The sequence below is a fragment of the Sphingopyxis sp. EU05-FHT14B03 genome (genome assembly GCF_058790875.1).
The window spans coordinates 414,510-433,511 of sequence record NZ_JBYTDC010000002.1 but is presented as its reverse complement, the minus strand read 5'-3'; the positions used below and the strand labels follow the sequence as shown (position 1 = coordinate 433,511).

The window sequence follows — 19,002 nt, the reverse complement described above, 5'->3', positions numbered from 1 at the left end:
TCTGGATGGTGGCATGTGCCGCGCTCTGGCTGTGGGTCGGGCTGATATGGGATTTCGATCCTCTCGCGTCTTGGCCTCGCCTTTCGACCTGGTCGGTGATCGCCCTGCTCGCTGATAGCAAGCTCGGGCTGACAATGGGGCCGATCCTGCTCGGCGGCGTCGGATATGCATTGTACCGCTGGGGCGCCTCTGCTCCCCCAACTTCGAGATAGGACCGATACTGCCCGCCGGGAGTCGCTGAGCGCGTTTCCAGACCATCGCGCTACCCACCTACCACAAACGGCCCTCGGCTCTGTGCGGCCTTTCTGCGCGCCCATATCGCTCTAATCGCTTCACTAGATCAGTTACGCCATACTGATTGACTTTTTCGATAAGTTGTGCTAGCTACAATGGACGGGCTGCGACTGGCACCGATCCCCTGAGGATCGAGCAAAGACCCCGCCAGTGTCTCAACATTCCTGCCGGTCGCAGCCCTCCCCTCAATCGGGAGGCCAACCATGCCCACCACCTGTGCCGAACCCCTCGTCAGCCCTGCCGACGCGCGAAACCGCGCCGACCTCCTTCTTGCCGCTCGGGGGGATGCGGACGCTCAGCTTCGCCTTGCAATTGAGGCCCGCCGCTTAGTCGTAAGCGGAGAGGCCGACGACATCATCGGATCAATCGACGGGGTGAACTACGCTCGCATGGCCGCAACGCAGGGTAAGCCCGACGCGCTGATGGTCCTCGCGGAACACTGCGCGCACCTTGCGACTGTCTACGGTGAGTGCGGCGAAACGGTCTGCTCGGAAGACTGGCACGGACAAGCCTTCGCGACGCTCGAACTGGCGGCGGAAAACATGCCAGCCAGTTGCGACGCCGAACGCGCCGACCTGATGCAGGCGCTCAACGAACTGGCCGACCAAGCCAGCCCCGCAATCATGGAATTCGCGAAGCATTGGCGTGCGCTGTGGGCGCCCGCCTTCGCTCCCCAAGCCGTCGCCTGACAAGAGAGGATCGCCCAAAGATGACCGCCCGCCAGCCCCGGACGCCCCAAGAAGCTGCCATGCTCGATCCCACCGGCCTTATGGCCTTCCCGCCGAACCAGCCGCGCGGCCTGTTTGGTTCCGGTCGGCGTCGTCGCTCCGCAATGTTCGGGAACGGCGCCCAAGCTGCCGACCAAGGCGCGAGTGGCTACCGTGGCGTCCAGCCAACCATGCCTGCCCCGCCGATCACAGACGCGCCGCCGCCGCCTGCCGATTGGGCTAACCAGCTCGGGCCGGAAATGCTCGGCAACCTCCCACAGATCGACCCCTATGCCAGCCAAGGGTTTGGCGCCGGTAGCGGTGTGGGCGGTCAGAACGCCACCGTTGCCCCGCTGGATGCGCAGGGCCTTCCCCCGGCACCGCCGATGCGCGGTGGTCCCCTCGGTAACCGCGGAATGTTCGGAAACGCTGCTACCCCGCCCCCCGGCGCTCCGCCCCTTTCGCCCTCCACCGTGGGAGCCGGTATCGGCGGCGCGATCCAGCGCGGCGGTATGAGCCTTGGCGACACGGCAGCGGACGCCATGCCGAAGAAGAAGGGTTTTGACTGGCGGATGCTCGCGGGGATTGTCGGGGACGGCCTGCTTGGTGCCGCCGGTCAGCCGGGAGTGTACGGCCCCGCGATGTACAGGGAGCGGCAGGCCCGCGCCGACCAGCAACGCCAGCTTGCCGAAATCTCCCTGCGCTCGCGCCTCGATGCCGCCAAGCCGGATTACTTCACGGTCAACAATGACCGCGTGCGCTACGATCCGACCACCGGGGCAACGGAAACGCTCTACACGGCGCCCGAAGATTTTGACCGCTATGCCCGATCGCTGGGCGCCGAACCCGGTACGCCGGAATATGACCGGCTCGCGCAAGACTATGTGCTTCGGACTGGCGGGCCGACCGCGACGCAATTCAACATGGAGGAGGAAGACCACCGGCAGGGCAACCGCCTTGACCTTGAAGGAGTGCGACAGGGCAACCGGGCCGCGTTGGTTGACCAGCGTTTCGGCAACAGCCGCACCCTGCGCCAGACGCCGACCTATCGGCAGGCCAACCCGCTGCCCCGCAAGCCTGCTGCCGGTCGTGGTGGTGGCGGCGGTGTCCGTGAAGGCCAGACGGCAACCGGCCCCGGTGGCGCGAAGATGGTCTATCGCGGCGGCAAGTGGGAGCCGCTCAAGTGAGCGGCCTTCCTCCCGGCTTCACGCTCGACACGCCGCCGCAGCGCCCCCGCAAGCCTTCGCGCCTCGATACGTACCAGCCCGCCGACGACGTGGTGGACCTCGGCACCACCCCGGCGGGCAAGACGCTTCCCATGCTCCCCAATTCGCCGCTCTACCCCACCGGCCGAATTGTCGATGGCGACACGTTCGGCCTGACCAACGGGCGCAACGCCCGCCTGTTGGGGGTGGATGCTTTCGAGAAGGGCCAGATGGGCTATCGCCCCGGTCAGGCGCCCATCAACCTCGGCGATGCGTCGGCAGCCGCCCTGTCGGCCTATATCCGTCCATCGCAGCCGGTATGGTCCACCGGCAAGCAAACCTACGGGCGCCCTGTCGTGACGCTCGGCAGCGGCCCCACTGACCCCGCCTTGCCGATGCTGCGGCAGGGTACGGCTCTGGCCGCTCCTGAGTATCTTAAGACGGACCCCGCGCGCCGCGCGCTCTACATGGAGGGGGAACGCCTCGGACGCCTGAACCTGCAAGGCGCTCATGGCACCGAACACCTCTCGCCTGAGGCCGACCGGATGTTCCGGCGCGGTCATGTGAAGCTGCGCCCCGGCGAAAGCATTGAGTTTACCAACGACCTCCCCGAGCTTCGCCCCGAGTTTCAGCGCCTCACGGATGCCGAGACAGAGGACTATGGGAGGTTCTTCGCCAGCCAAGCGGGTAATCCGAATTTCAGCCAGGCGGATATTGATACCTACTGGCGCGGCAAGGGTCGCCCCGCTGGGGCCATGACCGCCAGCCCCGAATTTATCGCCGCAATCCGCAAAGGGGACCGCTACAGCGGCAACATCGACTATTCGTCATGGGATGCCGCGACCCTGCGCGACTTCAAAATGGACAACGGCTTTGCTGGTCTGCGCCCTGAGGTTCGGGAAAGCTACGGCGCCCTGCTGAAAGACCCCAAGGCCGATGAGGAAACGCTAGCGCAGTTCGCGAACACCAACGGCCTGACCTTCGACCCCCGCGACGTGAAGGAGTTTTTCGCAGCCCGCGCTCGGGGTGAGAATCCGAACATCCCTATCCCGATCATCAACCCGGGCGATGGAGCTTTCGGTGCTGCTGGTCGCGGTTTCGGCGATCCCATCGGGTTCATTGATGAATGGGGCGCGGTGGCCGATACGCTCGGCGGCACCGACTACCGGGAAAACATCTGGAACAGCGACCGCTCTTTCGGAGACATCTACGACAACAACACGCGTCAAAATCGCGCGATCATCGACTATGACGAGACGAACCACCCCTATGCCCGGTTCGGTGGGCAACTCGCCAGCGGCATCGCAATCCCTTTCGGTGGCGGTGTTCGGAGCGCCTCGGGCTTGGCGAAGGTCGGCGGCGCATGGGGCGGGGCCTACGGGTTCGGTTCTGGCGATGGCTCCTTGATGCAGCGCCTTGCAAACGTCCCTGTCCCGGCTCTGGCTGGTGCGACGGGTACGGTCGCTCTTGGCAAGACGCTACAGGCCGCCGCGCCGCTGGTGTCGCGCGGCTGGACGAAGATGACGGGTCGCGGTGCTGACATGGCACCCGGTTCCCTCTCGTCGGCTGTCGCCAATGATGCGCCCGAACTGCCGCCGGGGTTCACGCTCGACCCCGCCCCGGCTGGTGACGATATGGTCAGGCTTTATCGCGGGGAAGGATCGCGCACTGCACCGCGCAACAGCGAGAACAACACAGCCGGAAAGCTGTATTTTACGGACGACCCCGAAAAGGCAGCCGGGTTTGCATGGCGCAATTCTGGCGACGTCTTTTACACCGACGTGCCGCGTTCGCGCATTGAAGGCATGGACCCCAACCACGTTGAATTGCCGGAAGATGGCTTAGACCTAACCCGCATGACTGACATGGGGCCTGTCCGCCAGTCTGCGATGGCAGAGGGTCACACCCTGACCCCTGACGATTATCGGGCAGCGGTAGCCAACATGGATGCGCCGAATGCGCTGCCTTCGCTGTCGTCGCCCCGCGTCCCGGATGTAATCGACATCAACGCCAACCGGACAACTCGCCTGCTCGACGGCCCCACAGAAGCGATGATGAACGCTGCGTCTGCCCGCGTCCAACCGGGCGACCTCCTGCCGCGCCCCGCGAACGAGGTTGGTTCAGTCGGTGAGGCCGCAGCGATCGGCAAAGGGCTTTACCCTGAGGTGAAGGCTCCCCGCGAGCGCGACGCTCTGGAAACCCGCCATTTCCCCTCGCGCTCCAATCCTGAAAACATGATCCCCCGCAAAGGCCCGATTGATCTTGTGGGCTTCGTCCGGTCGCACGGCGGCGTTGCCGACTGGCGGGGCGAGCTGCGACACGCGGGTATCGACAACGAGCCGCGCAATCTCGACTTCACGCAGGCCGAAAAGCGCCTCGGCAACCTCGTTGATGACGAGGCCGGTTCTACGCTCGACGACATGGCCTTGCGGGCATGGGAGGCGGGGTACTTCCCCGACCATTACCAGCGTCCGACCGTTGACGAGTTTGTCCAAGCGCTTTCGGAGACGCAGAGCGGAACCCGCCGCCTGTTCCATCCTGACGACTTCGACGAGATCGACGCATTCGAGGGCGCACGGCAAACCCGCTGGGACGTCGAGAAGGCGCAACAGGACGGCGCCCCGCTGGTCAACGACATGGGCCAGCCAGCCAGCCTTGACGACATGATCGCGAACACCCCGCCAGCGTCGGCCTATGACGACTGGAATAACGCGGTGGTGTCCAAGGTCGGCAACATCAGGGTCGATAAGCTCGATACGCCGCAGGACATTGGGCAGGCGCTCAAGATCGCGGACAATGTGGCCGGCGGATTCGATGCTGCCAAGCGCGGCAAGATCAGCTTTACCGAGACGCAGGCCCTTGCCCAAGACCTCGGGATGACCGCCGACGACTTGCTCGCCCGCCGCAAGGGGCAGGCGTTCAGCGCAGAAGAAGCCTATGCCGCCCGCGCCATCCTCGGGAAGTCCACCAACGAACTGACCAACATGGCGAAGCGCCTACACGCCATGGGCGACGATCCCGGCTCAGAGGCAATGGCAGCCTTTCGCAAGGCGTTCGTCCGCCACGCCGCAATCCAAGAGCAAGTTTCCGGCATGACGGCGGAAGCGGGCCGCGCCCTCTCAGCCTTCCGCATGGTCGCCGACAGCCGCGACATTCCGGGGCGGGTGCTGGAAAGCCTCGTCAACGCAGGTGGCGGACCCACCCGCATCAAGGAGGCCGCAGAGGCGATCATTGATCTTGCACGCGACCCGGCGAACATGAACCGATTTATCGAGAAGGCGAACAAACCGGGCTTCAAAGATAAAGCGGTGGAGCTGTGGTACAACTTCCTCCTGAGCGGTCCGCAAACGCACGCGGTCAACATGCTCTCCAACACGCTGACCAGCCTTGCGCAGATTCCCGAACACGCGGTCGCTGCTGGTGTCGGGTCGGCGCGAAGGGCTCTCCGCCGTGATGCAGCCGACCGGGTATTGCTCGGGGAAGTCGGCGCACGCACCATTGGCCTGATACAGGGGACCAAGGAAGGAATGCGCATGTTCGCCACTGCCCTGCGCACTGGCGAGCCATCGGACTTTGTTACCAAGATGGAGCATCAGGGGCAGAAGGCGATTAGCGGCCTCAAGGGCGAGGTTGTCCGCATCCCCTCGCGCTTCCTGACCGCAGAGGATGAACTGTTCAAGGGTATCGCCCGCCGCATGGAATTGAACGGCCTCGCGGTTCGTAAGGCCAGCAAGGAGGGATTGAAGGGGCAGGAAGCAAAGGACCGCATTGCCGAACTGACGGTCAACCCCACCGATGACATGATGCTGTCGGCGTTGGACTATGGGCGGTATGCGACCTTTCAGGCGAAGCTCGGCCCCCTCGCGTCCAAGGTCTCGGCGGCAACCAACGAAATGCCGATCCTCAAGCTTATCTTGCCGTTCGTCCGTACCCCTACCAACCTGTTCAAGTTCTTCCTTGAGCGGTCCCCCGCCGCTCCCCTGATGCGCGAATTTCGGAAAGACTTCGCAGCCGGGGGCGCCAAGCGCGACCTTGCTATTGCAAAGATCATGGTGGGTTCCGGCATGGGGGCGGTCTTTGCCGAAATGGCTGGCAAGGGTCGAATCACCGGCTCGCCACCGCCCGACGACAACAAGCGCCGCCTGATGGAAGCGGACGGCTGGCAGCCCTATAGCGTCAAGATCGGTGACACCTACTACAGCTATAAGCGCCTTGATCCGTTCGCCCTGACCATCGGCGCCGCAGCAGATATGGTGACGCTGAGCGAGGGCATGACGGAAAAGCAGCTCGACCATCAGGCCGCAAATGTCTTTGGCGCGATTGTCGGAAACCTAAAGGACAAGACCTGGCTTTCGGGGATTTCATCGATGATATTGGCGGCAGATGATCCCGACCGCCATGCAAGCACCTTCTTTGAACGCCTTGCAGGCTCAGCCACCGTGCCGACCGGCGTTGCTCAGACGGCCCGCGCAGTAGACCCTGTGGCCCGTCAGACGCCGGATATTGCTAGCGCAATCCAAAACCGCATCCCCGGTCTGTCTGATAGCCTGCTGCCTGTAAGGGACGTGTGGGGCGCCCCGCTGGTCAACGAAGGCGGCGTCGGTCCTGACATCCTGTCCCCGATCTGGACGAGAAGCGCACGCAACGACCCAATCACCAAGGAAGTCTTGCGGGTCGATGCCACCATATCAGCCCCTCAGAAGAAGGGCCTAACCCCCGAGCAGTACGACCGCCTGCAAGCGGCTGTCGGCCCGACCGCCCGCAAGTGGCTGGGCGATTTGTTCGCCTCGCCCCAATACCGGGCCATGAGCCAAGAGGACAAGGCGGAGGCCGTGGGCAAGGTGATGACCGCAGCGCGGAAGGCGGGCAAGGCCAACGTCCTGACCGGTGAAGCGATGCCCCCGGCCTTCCCGGTGGGGCGCCGTGGCGCTGCCCCGGACTTGCCGCCGGGGTTCGAGGTCGATGCGCTTCCTCCCGGCTTCACCTTGGACCAGTGAGCGCTAATCAATGCGCTTCACAATCTCCTTAGTCGCGACAATCTGGAAAGTGTCCTCGTCGATGTAGTTGACCCTGCCACCATCGGCGGTGAACAGTTCGCCAAGCTCGTTGGCATGGCTCTTCGTGTCGGTGATCTGGTAGATTGTGCCGTCGTCGGCCCTCGCTTCGAATGTTCGCGGCATACTGCCTCCATTGCGCTTTTTGCTCTGTCGTGCTGTCATCCCTCGCGGGAGTATGGGGGGGGTATGATATGACCAAGTTGTTCGAATGGATACTGGCGCTGTTCGGTATGGTTTCGTTCCCGCTGGCTATCCTCAACCTAGTGGGCGGGGTCGTCGGCGGGATATGGCTGATGGTTCTAGGCGAGTGGGGCATCTTCCTGTTTGGGATGGCTGTGCTGTTTGCCGGGGCTATGGCCGCGAGCCTTTTGCTGATGCCGGGAATGTTGGTGGCTGGCGGCGCCGTCGCCTCGTTGGAGCGCGGCAATAAAGCGCTGGGCTGGCCCTTGCTGATCCTGTCCAGCGTGTGGACCTACGGCGTTGTCATCGCGTGGGGTGTCGCGTTCTTCATATGGTTCGACCGGCGCGCAACTCCTGAGAACGTCATCCCGGTCTGGCTGTGGGCCTATGGCATGGCGTCCGGCGTGTGGGCATACCTCGCGAGCAAAGAGGATCGGGATAGCCTTGCCCCCCTCCTGACCTTGGCCGCGCAACTCGGGTTCGTCATCCTGTCCGTCTGCGTGCTACTGCTGGGCTGGTCGCTGGCGGACGGCATAAAGGCCATGCTGGCCCCGTTCGCGCTGACAGCAACGGTGGCAACCGTGTTGACGGTGGCGATGGTCCAAAGCGCCCGCCGCCCCGGCTGGTGACCCCTGAGCGGGAACTGTGGGCCTGTGCGCTTCTGGTCGAGCGCGAACACGGCGACGGCGCTGTGGCCTTCATCGCTGAACGCGTCGCGACGCTGGCGACTGCCGGGGACATGGCCGGGGTCGAACGCTGGCGGGCAGTTGCTGACAAGCTGGATCAACTGCTCGACGGCGGCTCTCCGACCTAACTGCGCTATGCGCGCTAACTGCACGGCGCACCGGGCCGCAGTGGCCAAGGGGGTTTCGTAGGTTTTGTAGGTTACCGCCGGGGCTGTTTTCGGCATCATATGCCTATGACAATGACCGTTGAGCATCGGCAGTGCGACCCTATGCGAAATAGCCCCGCCAGATTGCTATATGATTGCCAGAAGCAAAAGGCTCCCCAAGCCGAAACTTGGAGAGCCTAGGAAAAGCTGGCGCACCCGGAACGATTCGAACGTCCGACCCTCAGATTCGTAGTCTGATGCTCTATCCAGCTGAGCTACGGGTGCGTGGAGACGCGCCTTTAAGGGGGAGCGTGCGGGGGCGCAACCCCCTATTTCAGCTTTGTGACCACGGAGCAGGACGACTGGTGCCGCGCCGCGTCGAGACCGGCGATTTCGCCCGGCTCCCTGAGCAGCAGGCGGATCAGGGCGATGCCCCGGTCATGGGCGGTGCGCACGATCTCCGCGCCCACAGGCACCGCCTGCCCTTCGCGCGCGACAATGATTCGATAGGGCTTGCCGCCGGCTTCCAGATCGTTGCGGACAAAGATGACGTCGGTCGCCGCGTCGAACAGGCTGAGCGAACTGTAGCGGCCCGCCACCGGAGTGACGTCGATCGCCACCGGTCCGCCCGACAGATCATAGGGACAGCTCGAATAGGCAAGGTCGGGACTGGGCCGCACGACCGGTTGGCGTTCGGGCGTCGCGAGATTGCCGTAGGACATGGTGTTCACCCCGCCCTGCCCCAGCCGGTCCATCGCGACATTCATCAGGCCATAGGGGATGTAGAGAATCGCGGCCCATGCCGTCGCCGCCGCGACGAGCAGGCCGAAAAGGAGGGGTCCGAGCCAGTTCCGCATCTCAGCAGCCCTCCTTCACGATGCGCGGAAGCATCGCCTTGACGGGATCGGCGCGAAAAGCGGGGCCGGGGTTGTACATGCGCAGGGTCAGCTGGAAGGGTTGCCCCTTGATACCGGGCAGCCAGGCGGCGTCCTGCGGCTTGTCGGGCGAAATGCTGACGCTCCATTCGCCCTTGGCATCTAGCGCGACATTGGCGCCGTTGACCGACCAGACCCGGCCCGGATTGTCGACCAGATAGCCTTCGGCATCATAGACGGTGACGCTCCACCAGCGCGCGTCGAGCGGCTTGCCCGACAGGCTGTAGCGGCAATTGCCGTCGAGCGCCGCGCCGCTCGCGTCGGTCTTGGCAAGCCAGTAGACGGTTTCCTTCGCGGGCAGCGCGAGCAGCCCCGAGCGCGCGACCATCGCGCGCGTCAGCGGGTCGGTCGCCTTGGTCCCGTAACCGAGCGAGGTCGACCACGGGCCGTTGCGGATCCCGCCGTCGCCGAGCCCGCCATTAGTGAGCGCCCAGGCGCCGCCAAGCCCCACCGCCAATCCGCCCACCAAAGTGATCGCATAGCGGTGCCAGCTCTTCATGCGCGCCCTTCCCGGCTATTTGCCCTTTTTCAACGCCGCCTGCGCGGCCGCCAGACGGGCAATGGGCACACGGTAAGGCGAGGCGCTGACATAGTCGAGGCCGGTCGCTTCGCAGAAATGGATGCTCGGTGCGTCGCCGCCATGCTCGCCGCAGATGCCGAGCTTGACGTTCGGGCGCGTCTTGCGGCCGCGGTCGGCCGCGATCTCGATCAGCTGGCCGACCCCCTCGACATCGAGGCTGACGAACGGGTCGGTCAGGAAGATGCCCTTGTCGACATATTGGGTCAGGAAGCGGCCCGCATCGTCGCGGCTGATGCCGATCGTCGTCTGGGTGAGGTCGTTGGTGCCGAAGCTGAAGAACTCCGCCGTCTCGGCGATCTCACCCGCCATCAGTGCGGCGCGCGGCAGCTCGATCATCGTGCCGACCAGATAGGCGATCTCGCGCCCCTTTTCGGCGAACACAGCCTTCGCCTGCGCGTCGACGACCGCCTTCATCAGGTCGAATTCGCGGCGCGTCGCGACCAGCGGGATCATCACCTCGGGGATCGGCGCCGCGCCGGTTTCGGCGGCGACGTCGCACGCCGCCTCGAAGATCGCGCGCGCCTGCATCTCGTAGATTTCGGGATAGGTGACGCCGAGGCGGCAGCCGCGATGGCCGAGCATCGGGTTGAATTCATGGAGTTCGTTCGCGCGCGCCTTGAGCGCCTCGATCCCAACGCCGGCGGCGGCGGCGACATCGGCGAAATCCTCCTCGCGCGTCGGCAGGAATTCGTGCAGCGGCGGGTCGAGCAGGCGGATCGTCACCGGCAGCCCGGCCATTACCTGGAATATCCCGGCGAAGTCGGCGCGCTGTTCGGGCAACAGTTTCGCGAGCGCGGTGCGGCGGCCCGCCTCATTCTCGGCCAGGATCATCTCGCGCACCGCGGTGATGCGGGCGGCGTCGAAGAACATATGTTCGGTGCGGCACAGCCCGATGCCCTCGGCGCCGAAATCGCGCGCGACCTGCGCATCCTGGGGCGTTTCGGCGTTGGCGCGCACCTTCATGCGGCGGACCTTGTCGGCCCACACCATCAGGGTGCCGAAATCGCCGACCAGTTCGGGCAGCAGCGTCGGAACCTCGCCCGCCATCACCTCGCCGGTCGAGCCGTCGAGGGTCAGGATATCACCCTCGCGCAGTTCGCGCCCGCCGACGCGCAGCACACGCGCGTTGCCGTCGATCGACAGCCCGCCCGCGCCAGAGACACAGGGGCGGCCCATACCGCGCGCGACGACCGCTGCATGGCTGGTCATCCCGCCGCGCGCGGTCAAAATGCCCTTGGCGGCGTGCATGCCGTGGATGTCCTCGGGGCTGGTTTCGACGCGGACGAGGATTACCGCCTCACCCATGCCCGCGGCTTTCTCCGCACTGTCGGCGTCGAACATGATCTTGCCCGATGCCGCGCCGGGGCTGGCGGGCAGCCCCTTGGTCAGCACGTCGCGCACGGCCTTGGGGTCGAGCGTCGGGTGCAAGAGCTGGTCGAGCGCGCCCGGATCGACGCGACCGACGGCTTCTTCCTCGGAAATCAGCCCCTCGGCCGCCATGTCGACCGCGATCTTGAGCGCCGCCTTGGCGGTGCGCTTGCCGCTGCGCGTCTGGAGCATCCAAAGCGTCCCGCGTTCGACGGTGAACTCGATGTCCTGCATGTCGCGGTAATGGGTTTCGAGCGTGTCGAAGACGCGGCCGAGCTCGCCGAAGGTCTCGGGCATCGCCTCTTCCATCGACAGCGGCTTGGCGCCCGCCCGCTCGCGCGCGGCGAGCGTCAGATATTGCGGCGTGCGGATGCCCGCGACAACGTCCTCGCCCTGCGCGTTGATCAGCCATTCGCCGTACCAGGCGCGCTCGCCGGTGGCGGGGTCGCGCGTGAACGCCACACCCGTTGCCGAGGTGTCGCCCATATTGCCGAACACCATCGCCTGCACATTGACCGCGGTGCCCCATTCGGCGGGGATCGAGTTCAGGCGGCGATAGACTTTTGCGCGGTCGCTTTCCCAGCTCGCGAAGACGGCGCCGACCGCGCCCCACAGCTGGTCGTTCGGTTCTTGCGGGAACGGCGCGCCGGTCTCGCGTTCGACGATCGCCTGATATTCCTTGACCAGCGCCTGCCAATCCTCGGCCGACATTTCGGTGTCGAGGTAGAAGCCTTTGTCTTCCTTAGCGATTTCCAGCGCTTCCTCAAACTCGGCATGGTCGAGGCCCATGACGACGTCGGCGTACATCTGGACGAAGCGGCGATAGCTGTCCCACGCGAAGCGCGGGTCGCCCGAGGCTTCGGAGAGGCCGACGACGGTGCGGTCGTTGAGGCCGAGGTTGAGGACCGTGTCCATCATACCGGGCATTGAAACGCGCGCGCCCGAGCGGACCGAGACGAGCAACGGATCGGCAGGGTCGCCAAATTTCTTGCCCGTGATGCCCTCGATATGCGCGATGCCCGCGGCGACATCCTCGACCAGCCCGGCCGGAAATTGTTCGCCATTGGCGTAATAGGCGGTGCAGACGTCGGTGGTGATCGTAAAGCCCGGGGGAACCGGCAGGCCGATCGAGGCCATTTCGGCGAGGTTAGACCCCTTGCCGCCAAGCAATTCCTTCGAGCGCTCGGCCGTGGTGGCCGCGCCGCCGAACAAATGCACCATCTTCGTCATCATATGCTCCTGCTGCCCCGGGGAGGAGGTTGCGGCTGGATAGTTATGCAGTCCCGGTTGGTCGAATCAGTTTTGCTTTGTCATTCTCAAGGCTTCTCAAATCCGTTCGCATCGAGCGAAGTCGAGATGCCCATCGGTCGTTCGTGCCTTCACGGTGTCTCGACTTCGCTCGACACGAACGGGATTTCCTATGCCGGCCCTAACCCTCGATCTTCGAGAAATCGGCAACGCCATGCACCGCGCCGGTAAAGCGCGACAACAGACCGAGGCGATAGGCGCGAACCGCTTCGTCGGGGTCGTTGACCATCACGCCGTCGAAAAAGGCATCGATCGGCGCGCGGAGTGATGCGAGCGCGGCCATCGCGTCGGTGAAGCGCTCATCGGCGACCGCGGCAGCGGCCGTGGGCCCGGCGGCGTCGAGCGCGGCGAGCAGCGCCTTTTCCATCTCCGTCGCCCCAGCGAAAGCTGGGGCCGCCATCGTCGGCTCGCCATCGCCAGCGATCCCAGCTTTCGCTGGGATGACGGTATCTTTGCTCGCCTGCTTCAGGATATTCGCCGCGCGCTTGTAGCCCGCGAGCAGGTTGGTGCCGTCCTCGGTCGCCAAGAATGCTTGCAAGTCCCGGGCACGTGCTTCCGTCCGATCAAGCCGCGTGTCGTCTCGACTATTCCATTCACGCGACGCCTGCACCACATCTGCCGATACACCAGTTTCGCGCAATTGAACCGCCAGACGCTCCGTCAAAAAGTCCGGAATCGTTGTCAGGATTTTGCGATCAGCAATTTGCTTTTCGTTCAATGGAGCAACCGGATCACTTTGGCCAAGCCATTGCGTCGCTGCGGCGTCAGTCGACAGCTTCAATCCGTTTTGCAAAATCAGACGCAGTGAAGAAATGCCCGCACGCCTAAGAGCGAACGGGTCTTTCGACCCGGTCGGGAACATATCCTCACGAAAGAACCCGAACAGAGTATCCAGCTTGTCCGCCAGCGCTACAGCCACCGTCACCGGCGCCGTCGACACGTCATCGCCCTGCCCGACCGGCTTGTAATGGTCGCGGATCGCGTCGGCGACGGCATCGGGCAAGCCCTCGGCGCGAGCGTAATAGCCGCCCATCAGGCCTTGCAGTTCGGGGAACTCGCCGACCATTTCGGTGACGAGGTCGGCCTTCGCCAGTTCGGCCGCCTGCCGCGCGAGTGCGGGGTCGCAGTTCGGGACAATGCCTTCGCTCGCCAGCCATTCGGCGAGCTTCGCGACGCGCTCGACCTTGTCGGCGACCGTCCCCAGCTTTTCGTGGAAAGTGATGTTCGCCAGCTTCTCGGCATGCTGCGCGAGCGTCTTCTTCTGGTCCTGTTCCCAGAAGAAACGCGCATCCGAAAGCCGCGCCGCAAGCACCTTGCGATTGCCCGCGACGATCTCGACACCACCGTCGACCGCGTCGATGTTGGCGGTGCAAACGAAGCCGTTGGCGAGCTTGCCGCTCGCGTCGTTCACGACGAAATATTTCTGGTTCACGCGCGCCGTCAGCTGGATGACTTCGGGCGGCACTTCCAGAAACGCCTCGTCGAAGCGGCCGAGCAAGGGCACCGGCCATTCGGTGAGTCCGGCATTCTCGATCACCAGCCCCTCGTCCTCGACGAGCGTCAGCCCGGCGTCGGCGGCAACCTTTGCCGCACCGGTGCGGACAATGGCCTGCCGCTCCTCATGGTCAACGATGACGTGGCACGCGCGGAGCTTTTCGGCATAGTCGGACGCCGAGCCGATGGTGATCTCGCCCGGGCAGTGGAAGCGATGCCCGCGCGTCGCGAAACCCGCGGAAATCCCGCTAACTTCACACGGAATCAGCTTTTCGCCGAAGATCGCGACGATGCCCGACAGCGGGCGCACCCAGCGCAGGCTTTCGCTGCTCGCACTCGCCTTGCCCCAGCGCATCGACTTGGGCCAGGCGAAGGCACGGACGATGGCGGGGATCGCATCGGCGAGCACGTCGGCGGTCGCGCGGCCGGGCTTGTCGATCACCGCGAAATACACGCCGTCGCGGTCTTCGAGCTGGTCCTGCGTCAGGCCGGTCTTGCGCAGAAAGCCTTCGAGCGCCTGCGGCGGCGCGCTGCTGCGCGGACCCTTGAGTTCCTCGCTGACGGCGGCGGTCGCGTCGGGAAGGCCCTTTGCGATCAGCGCCAAGCGGCGCGGCGTCGACCAGACGGTAAGGTCGCCCGTTTCAAGGCCCGCGGCGGCCATCTGGGCGCGGAACAGTTTTTCGAGCTCGGCGCGCGCGCCGGCCTGCATTCGCGCCGGGATTTCCTCGCTGCGCAGTTCGAGAAGAAAGTCGGTCACAGCGTCCACCCCGGATATTTTGCGGTCCAGTTTTCGGACTGGCTGTCGATCCACGCCTTGCAGCTGCCCTTCGCGAGGTCGCGGACGCGGGCCATGTAATTGGCGCGTTCCTGCACGCTGATCACGCCGCGGGCCTGCAAGAGGTTGAAGAGGTGGCTCGCCTCGATCGCCTGGTCATAGGCCGCGAGCGGGACATTCGCCGCGATCGCGCGCTTGCACTCTTCTTCGGCGGCCTTGAAGCCCGCGAAGAGCGTGTCGGTGTCGGCGACCTCGAAATTCCATTTCGAGAATTGCCGTTCATTCTCGAGGAAGACGTCGCCATAGCTGACCGCCGCGACGTCGCCGACCGCGTCGGAAAAGCGCAGGTCGTACACATTGTCGACATTCTGGATATACATGGCGAGGCGTTCGAGCCCGTAGGTGAGCTCGCCCGCGACGGGTTTGCAGTCGAAGCCGCCCATCTGCTGGAAATAGGTGAACTGGGTGACTTCCATCCCGTCGCACCAGACTTCCCAGCCCAGCCCCCAGGCGCCGAGCGTCGGCGATTCCCAATCATCCTCAACGAAGCGGATGTCGTGGAGCAGCGGGTCGATGCCGATCGCGGCGAGGCTGCCCAGATATTGATCCTGCAGGTCGGCGGGCGACGGCTTCAGGATCACCTGATACTGATAATAATGCTGGAGCCGGTTGGGGTTCTCGCCATAGCGGCCGTCGGTCGGCCGGCGGCTCGGCTGGACATAGGCGACGTTCCACGGCTCTGGACCAAGGCTGCGCAGCGTCGTCGCGGGGTGAAAGGTCCCCGCCCCCACGCGCATATCATAGGGCTGCAGGATCGCGCAGCCGCGCGCCGCCCAATAATTATGCAGCGTCAGGATCATGTCCTGAAAGCTGAGGGGGGCCTTTTCCGCCGCGTCGGCCATTTTTCGCCATCTTTCGCAGGTGCAACAATTGCCGCCGCCCTTGGCGCAGCGGGGCGCGAGGGTCAAGGCTCCGCGCCCTTCGAACCCTCGCGAAACAGCGCCCCTTGTCAGGCTCACAAAACTTTTTGTCAGGTGTTGTTGACATAGTCAGCGAATCGCGACATATAGTCAACAACACCTGACACAAAGACAGGTGGCCATGACCAAAACCTAGCAAGCCAAGGAGATATAGACATGATGACCCGCACCCTGATCCTCGCCCTCTCGCTCACCGTCGCCGGCGCCCCCGCGCTCGCCGCCGAGCAGCCCACCGCCGAAGTCCGCATCGCCGACCTCGACCTTTCCACCGCGCAGGGCCAGCAGCGCCTCGAAACGCGCGTGAAGAGCGCGGCACGCAGCCTTTGCAACAACGGCGCGCGCGGCGTCGCCGAAATGACCCGCCAGTCGCAGTGCATTGCTGACGTCTTGGCCAGCGCCAAGCCGCAGGCCGACCGCGCCATCGCCCGCGCCGAAGGCGGCACGCAGCTCGCGCTGCTGATGGTTCGCGCCGCACGCTGATGACGGCGGCCGGTGTTTCGCGGTTTCGTTTCGACCGATGCTCCCCGGTGTCGGTCGGCGACCTGAGCTGGAGCGCCCGCCACGGCGCCGGCGCTCCAGTCTCTTGGCCCGAAACGCTCGCGCGCTCCATTGCCCGCAATTCGCAAATTGTCCTTGGCCGGGACCCTGCCGTCCTTCATGGCGGCGCGACCGGATCGAGGAACAGGCTGGCGAGGCCCCTATGAACAACAAACTCAAAGTGCTGCGCGCGATGCGCAACTGGAGCCAGGCCGAACTGGCCGACCGGCTCGACGTGTCGCGGCAGGCGGTGAATGCGATCGAAACGGGAAAATACGACCCGTCGCTGCCGCTCGCCTTCAAGCTCGCCCGGCTGTTCGACCTGCCGATCGAGGAAATTTTTGACGATGGTTCCGAAGGAAATGGCGATGACTGACACCGGCAAGACCACCAAGACCCGGCGTCCGATGTCGCCGCGGCGCAAGAAATACTGGCTGTCGCTCGGCGCCGCTGGCGTGATCGGCGGCATTATCGGCGGCTGGACCGTCGCCGACCAGCCGGCCGGGCGCAACGCGCTCGAAATGGCGAGCACCGGCTCGCTGAGCGAAAGCTTCGCGATCGGCGCCGCGCTGTTCTGGACGCTCGGCCTCGCGGTCTGCATGATCCTCTATCACCGCGCGATCGACGATCATGAGGAGCGCGCCTGGCTGTGGGCGGGGCTTGCGGGCTGGTACGCCTTCATCTTCCCCGCGCCGGTCTGGTGGGTCCTGCACCGCGCCGGGCTGGCACCGCCCGCCGACGCCATGCTGCTCTTCCTCCTGTCGATGGTCGTCAACGCGGTCGTTTACCTGTGGCTGAAGTTCCGCTGACGCTTTTCGCTCTCCCCTTTTTCCTGTCCGACGGCCAAAAGGCCCCATGAGAGGTTCGTTCCCCATGAAGAAATGGTTCAAGACGCTCGCCGCCACATGCGCGGTCATTCCCTTCGCCCAATGCGCGATAATCCCGGGCGGCAGCGTCGCCCGCGCCGCCGAACCGGCCCCGGTCAGCGCCCCCGCCCCCGCTTCTCCCGCCGCGACGGTGGATGCCGATCCCGCGCTGTGGGTGGTCAAGGACGATGACACCACCATCTATCTCTTCGGGTCGGTCCATGTGCTGAAGCCCGGCCTCGGCTGGTTCGACGAGGCGGTGAAGGACGCGTTCGACAAGTCCGACCAGCTGATCCTCGAAATGGTGATGCCAGAGGACCAGGGCGAGGTGGCGAAGGTGATGAAACCGCTCGCGATGGACACGACCGGCAAGACCATCCCGTCGCGCCTCAACGCCGAGGAACTCAAGGCCTATCAGGCGGCGATGACAAGCCTCGGGCTGCCCGCCAATGCCTTCGACAATTTCGAACCCTGGTTTCCTGCAATGACGCTGTCAGTCCTGCCACTGACCAAGCTTGGCTATGACCCCGAACAGGGCGCCGAAAAGAAGCTCACCGCGGCGGCGCAGGCTGCGGGCAAACCGATCGCGGGTTTCGAAACGCTCGAGGAACAGCTCGGCTTCTTCGACGCGCTGCCCGAAACGCAGCAAGTCGCCTTCCTCAACGCGACCGTCCGTGACCTCGACAAGCTGGGCCCGATGCTCGACAAGATGGTCGTGCTATGGGCCAAGGGCGACCCCAAGAAGCTCGCCGTGCTGATGAACGAGAGCATGGCCGGAACCCCTGAGCTGGCCAAGGTCCTGCTCTACGACCGCAACGCGCGCTGGGCCGAGCAGATCAAGGCACGTATGGCCCAGCCCGGAACCGTGTTCGTCGCGGTCGGGGCAGGACATCTTGCCGGGAAGAACAGCGTCCAGGATTATTTGAAGAAGCGCGGCCTGTCGGCAAAGCGGGTCAAATATTGACCCGCCGGGATAGTCTGTTCCGCCAACAGGGTCGCCGCTTTGCGGTCGCCCTGTTCGCGTGCCTGCTGGCAGCGTGCAGCCCGGCGCCGGAAGCCGAGGTGGCCAAACCCGCGATGTGGCTGGTCGCGGATGACGACACGCGCATCTTCCTGCTCGGCACGATGCACGCCCTGCCCGCCGGAACCGAATGGGACGGCGGCGAAGTCGGCAAGGCGATCGCATCCGCAGACGAACTGATCCTCGAACTGTCGCCCGACCAGCTGGCGGCGGTGGGGGCCGAGTTCCAGCGACTCGCGCCGCGCGAGGCGCCGCTCGCGATGGACAAGCGCCTGCCCGCGCCGGCGCTCGCCGCCTATCGCACGCTCGAGGCGAGCGGGGCGGGGCAGCCGTTCGGCGGCGACGCACTCGACGACTGGGCGGTGATGGTGATGATGGGCCAGCGCGTCGCGCAGAACGCCGCCTTGTTGCCGTCGAACGGCGTCGAAACCGGGCTGACCGTACAATTCAAGGACGCGGGGAAACCGATCGGCGGCTTGGAAAGCGCGCGGGCGCAGCTGATGATGTTCGAAACGCTCGATCCCGCCACGCAGCGGACCCTGCTCACCAAAGCCGCTGCTGGAGCCGGTGACGCGGTGCCGACGGTCGAGGCGCTGACCGCCGCCTGGGCGCGCGGCGACGTGAAGGCGCTGGAAGCGATGATCAACGAGGATGTCGACACGGTACCCGCCGCGCGCGCCACGATCATCACCGACCGCAACCGGCGCTGGAGCCTGTGGGCGAAGCAGCGGATGGCGAAACCCGGAACACTGCTCGTCGCGGTCGGCGCCGGGCATCTTGTCGGCCCCGACGGCGTGCCCGCCTTGCTGGAGGCCGAGGGTTTTCGGGTGACGCGGGTGCAATAGGCGCCGCAGCGCTTGCAT

General features: G+C 65.0%; 16 protein-coding genes and 1 tRNA gene. 10 read left to right on the top strand and 7 right to left on the bottom strand.

The annotated features are described in order from the left end of the window. Window positions 1-497 precede the first annotated feature (497 nt). From AC3WS4_RS11140 to AC3WS4_RS11130, 3 genes are read left to right on the top strand one after another with little or no spacing between them, the layout of a single operon-like run. On the top strand, window positions 498-983 hold the full coding sequence (locus AC3WS4_RS11140) for a hypothetical protein (RefSeq protein ID WP_492738743.1): 486 nt from the start codon (window positions 498-500) through the stop codon (window positions 981-983). A 59-nt stretch (window positions 984-1,042) separates the two neighbouring features. Then, entirely contained in the window at window positions 1,043-2,188 is a 1,146-nt protein-coding gene (locus AC3WS4_RS11135) for a hypothetical protein (RefSeq protein WP_492738745.1), read from the top strand. Beyond that, the gene (locus AC3WS4_RS11130) at window positions 2,185-7,203 is read left to right on the top strand and encodes a thermonuclease family protein (protein ID WP_492738747.1); all 5,019 of its coding nucleotides are present in this window, start codon (window positions 2,185-2,187) and stop codon (window positions 7,201-7,203) included. Before AC3WS4_RS11135 ends, AC3WS4_RS11130 begins: the two co-directional genes overlap by 4 nt. Window positions 7,204-7,206: 3 nt before the next feature. Here the strand turns inward: AC3WS4_RS11130 and AC3WS4_RS11125 are convergent, their stop codons facing one another. Continuing rightward, window positions 7,207-7,386 carry a hypothetical protein gene (locus AC3WS4_RS11125; protein ID WP_492738749.1) on the bottom strand — a complete coding sequence of 60 codons (180 nt, stop codon included), beginning with the start codon at window positions 7,384-7,386 and terminating at the stop codon, window positions 7,207-7,209. Window positions 7,387-7,454: 68 nt separating this feature from the next. Here AC3WS4_RS11125 and AC3WS4_RS11120 point away from each other — a divergent pair, with 68 nt between their 5' ends. Together AC3WS4_RS11120 and AC3WS4_RS11115 are read left to right on the top strand one after the other, a co-directional pair. Continuing rightward, window positions 7,455-8,072, top strand: coding sequence for a hypothetical protein (locus AC3WS4_RS11120; RefSeq protein ID WP_492738753.1), 618 nt, complete (start codon window positions 7,455-7,457; stop codon window positions 8,070-8,072). After that, complete coding sequence (locus tag AC3WS4_RS11115; RefSeq protein WP_492738756.1) at window positions 8,069-8,257, top strand: DUF6961 family protein; 189 nt, start codon at window positions 8,069-8,071, stop codon at window positions 8,255-8,257. Before AC3WS4_RS11120 ends, AC3WS4_RS11115 begins: the two co-directional genes overlap by 4 nt. Before the next feature lie 226 nt (window positions 8,258-8,483). On the opposite strand, the gene AC3WS4_RS11110 is transcribed toward AC3WS4_RS11115, so the two are convergent. From AC3WS4_RS11110 to AC3WS4_RS11085, 6 genes are all read right to left on the bottom strand, one after another. Beyond that, window positions 8,484-8,560: transfer RNA gene (locus AC3WS4_RS11110), tRNA-Arg, on the bottom strand. Between the two features lie 44 nt (window positions 8,561-8,604). Continuing rightward, window positions 8,605-9,132 carry a DUF1254 domain-containing protein gene (locus AC3WS4_RS11105; protein ID WP_492738758.1) on the bottom strand — a complete coding sequence of 176 codons (528 nt, stop codon included), beginning with the start codon at window positions 9,130-9,132 and terminating at the stop codon, window positions 8,605-8,607. Between the two features lies 1 nt (window position 9,133). Beyond that, entirely contained in the window at window positions 9,134-9,709 is a 576-nt protein-coding gene (locus tag AC3WS4_RS11100; RefSeq protein ID WP_492738761.1) for a DUF1214 domain-containing protein, read from the bottom strand. 15 nt (window positions 9,710-9,724) lie between these two features. After that, window positions 9,725-12,388, bottom strand: a complete 2,664-nt coding sequence (gene ppdK / locus AC3WS4_RS11095) for a pyruvate, phosphate dikinase (RefSeq protein WP_187140754.1) — start codon at window positions 12,386-12,388, stop codon at window positions 9,725-9,727. A gap of 199 nt (window positions 12,389-12,587) precedes the next feature. Beyond that, window positions 12,588-14,717: a glycine--tRNA ligase subunit beta gene (gene glyS / locus AC3WS4_RS11090; protein WP_492738765.1), complete on the bottom strand. Its 2,130-nt coding sequence runs from the start codon at window positions 14,715-14,717 to the stop codon at window positions 12,588-12,590. After that, entirely contained in the window at window positions 14,714-15,637 is a 924-nt protein-coding gene (locus AC3WS4_RS11085) for a glycine--tRNA ligase subunit alpha (RefSeq protein ID WP_187140756.1), read from the bottom strand. Before AC3WS4_RS11085 ends, glyS begins: the two co-directional genes overlap by 4 nt. Before the next feature lie 234 nt (window positions 15,638-15,871). Between AC3WS4_RS11085 and AC3WS4_RS11080 the strand changes: the two genes are divergently transcribed. The 5 genes from AC3WS4_RS11080 (at window position 15,872) to AC3WS4_RS11060 (ending at window position 18,984) form a co-directional block, all read left to right on the top strand. Next, the gene (locus AC3WS4_RS11080) at window positions 15,872-16,195 is read left to right on the top strand and encodes a UrcA family protein (RefSeq protein WP_056347969.1); all 324 of its coding nucleotides are present in this window, start codon (window positions 15,872-15,874) and stop codon (window positions 16,193-16,195) included. Window positions 16,196-16,415: 220 nt separating this feature from the next. Next, the gene (locus tag AC3WS4_RS11075; RefSeq protein WP_056347971.1) at window positions 16,416-16,628 is read left to right on the top strand and encodes a helix-turn-helix transcriptional regulator; all 213 of its coding nucleotides are present in this window, start codon (window positions 16,416-16,418) and stop codon (window positions 16,626-16,628) included. Beyond that, window positions 16,621-17,061: a hypothetical protein gene (locus AC3WS4_RS11070; protein ID WP_156377710.1), complete on the top strand. Its 441-nt coding sequence runs from the start codon at window positions 16,621-16,623 to the stop codon at window positions 17,059-17,061. Before AC3WS4_RS11075 ends, AC3WS4_RS11070 begins: the two co-directional genes overlap by 8 nt. A 64-nt stretch (window positions 17,062-17,125) precedes the next feature. Beyond that, entirely contained in the window at window positions 17,126-18,082 is a 957-nt protein-coding gene (locus AC3WS4_RS11065; protein WP_187140758.1) for a TraB/GumN family protein, read from the top strand. Continuing rightward, window positions 18,079-18,984, top strand: coding sequence for a TraB/GumN family protein (locus AC3WS4_RS11060; RefSeq protein WP_492738771.1), 906 nt, complete (start codon window positions 18,079-18,081; stop codon window positions 18,982-18,984). The genes AC3WS4_RS11065 and AC3WS4_RS11060 overlap by 4 nt, the downstream gene beginning before the upstream one ends. Window positions 18,985-19,002: the final 18 nt, after the last annotated feature.

What these genes read in the sequence shown, in the direction of transcription:
- AC3WS4_RS11065 (WP_187140758.1), top strand. Translation starts at nt 17,126, where the DNA reads ATGAAGAAATGGTTCAAGACGCTCGCCGCCACATGCGCGGTCATTCCC.
- AC3WS4_RS11120 (WP_492738753.1), top strand. Translation starts at nt 7,455, where the DNA reads ATGACCAAGTTGTTCGAATGGATACTGGCGCTGTTCGGTATGGTTTCG.
- AC3WS4_RS11070 (WP_156377710.1), top strand. Translation starts at nt 16,621, where the DNA reads ATGACTGACACCGGCAAGACCACCAAGACCCGGCGTCCGATGTCGCCG.
- AC3WS4_RS11080 (WP_056347969.1), top strand. Translation starts at nt 15,872, where the DNA reads ATGATGACCCGCACCCTGATCCTCGCCCTCTCGCTCACCGTCGCCGGC.
- AC3WS4_RS11125 (WP_492738749.1), bottom strand. Translation starts at nt 7,386, where the DNA reads ATGCCGCGAACATTCGAAGCGAGGGCCGACGACGGCACAATCTACCAG.
- AC3WS4_RS11140 (WP_492738743.1), top strand. Translation starts at nt 498, where the DNA reads ATGCCCACCACCTGTGCCGAACCCCTCGTCAGCCCTGCCGACGCGCGA.
- AC3WS4_RS11105 (WP_492738758.1), bottom strand. Translation starts at nt 9,132, where the DNA reads ATGCGGAACTGGCTCGGACCCCTCCTTTTCGGCCTGCTCGTCGCGGCG.
- AC3WS4_RS11135 (WP_492738745.1), top strand. Translation starts at nt 1,043, where the DNA reads ATGCTCGATCCCACCGGCCTTATGGCCTTCCCGCCGAACCAGCCGCGC.
- AC3WS4_RS11085 (WP_187140756.1), bottom strand. Translation starts at nt 15,637, where the DNA reads ATGGCCGACGCGGCGGAAAAGGCCCCCCTCAGCTTTCAGGACATGATC.
- ppdK (WP_187140754.1), bottom strand. Translation starts at nt 12,388, where the DNA reads ATGACGAAGATGGTGCATTTGTTCGGCGGCGCGGCCACCACGGCCGAG.
- AC3WS4_RS11100 (WP_492738761.1), bottom strand. Translation starts at nt 9,709, where the DNA reads ATGAAGAGCTGGCACCGCTATGCGATCACTTTGGTGGGCGGATTGGCG.
- AC3WS4_RS11075 (WP_056347971.1), top strand. Translation starts at nt 16,416, where the DNA reads ATGAACAACAAACTCAAAGTGCTGCGCGCGATGCGCAACTGGAGCCAG.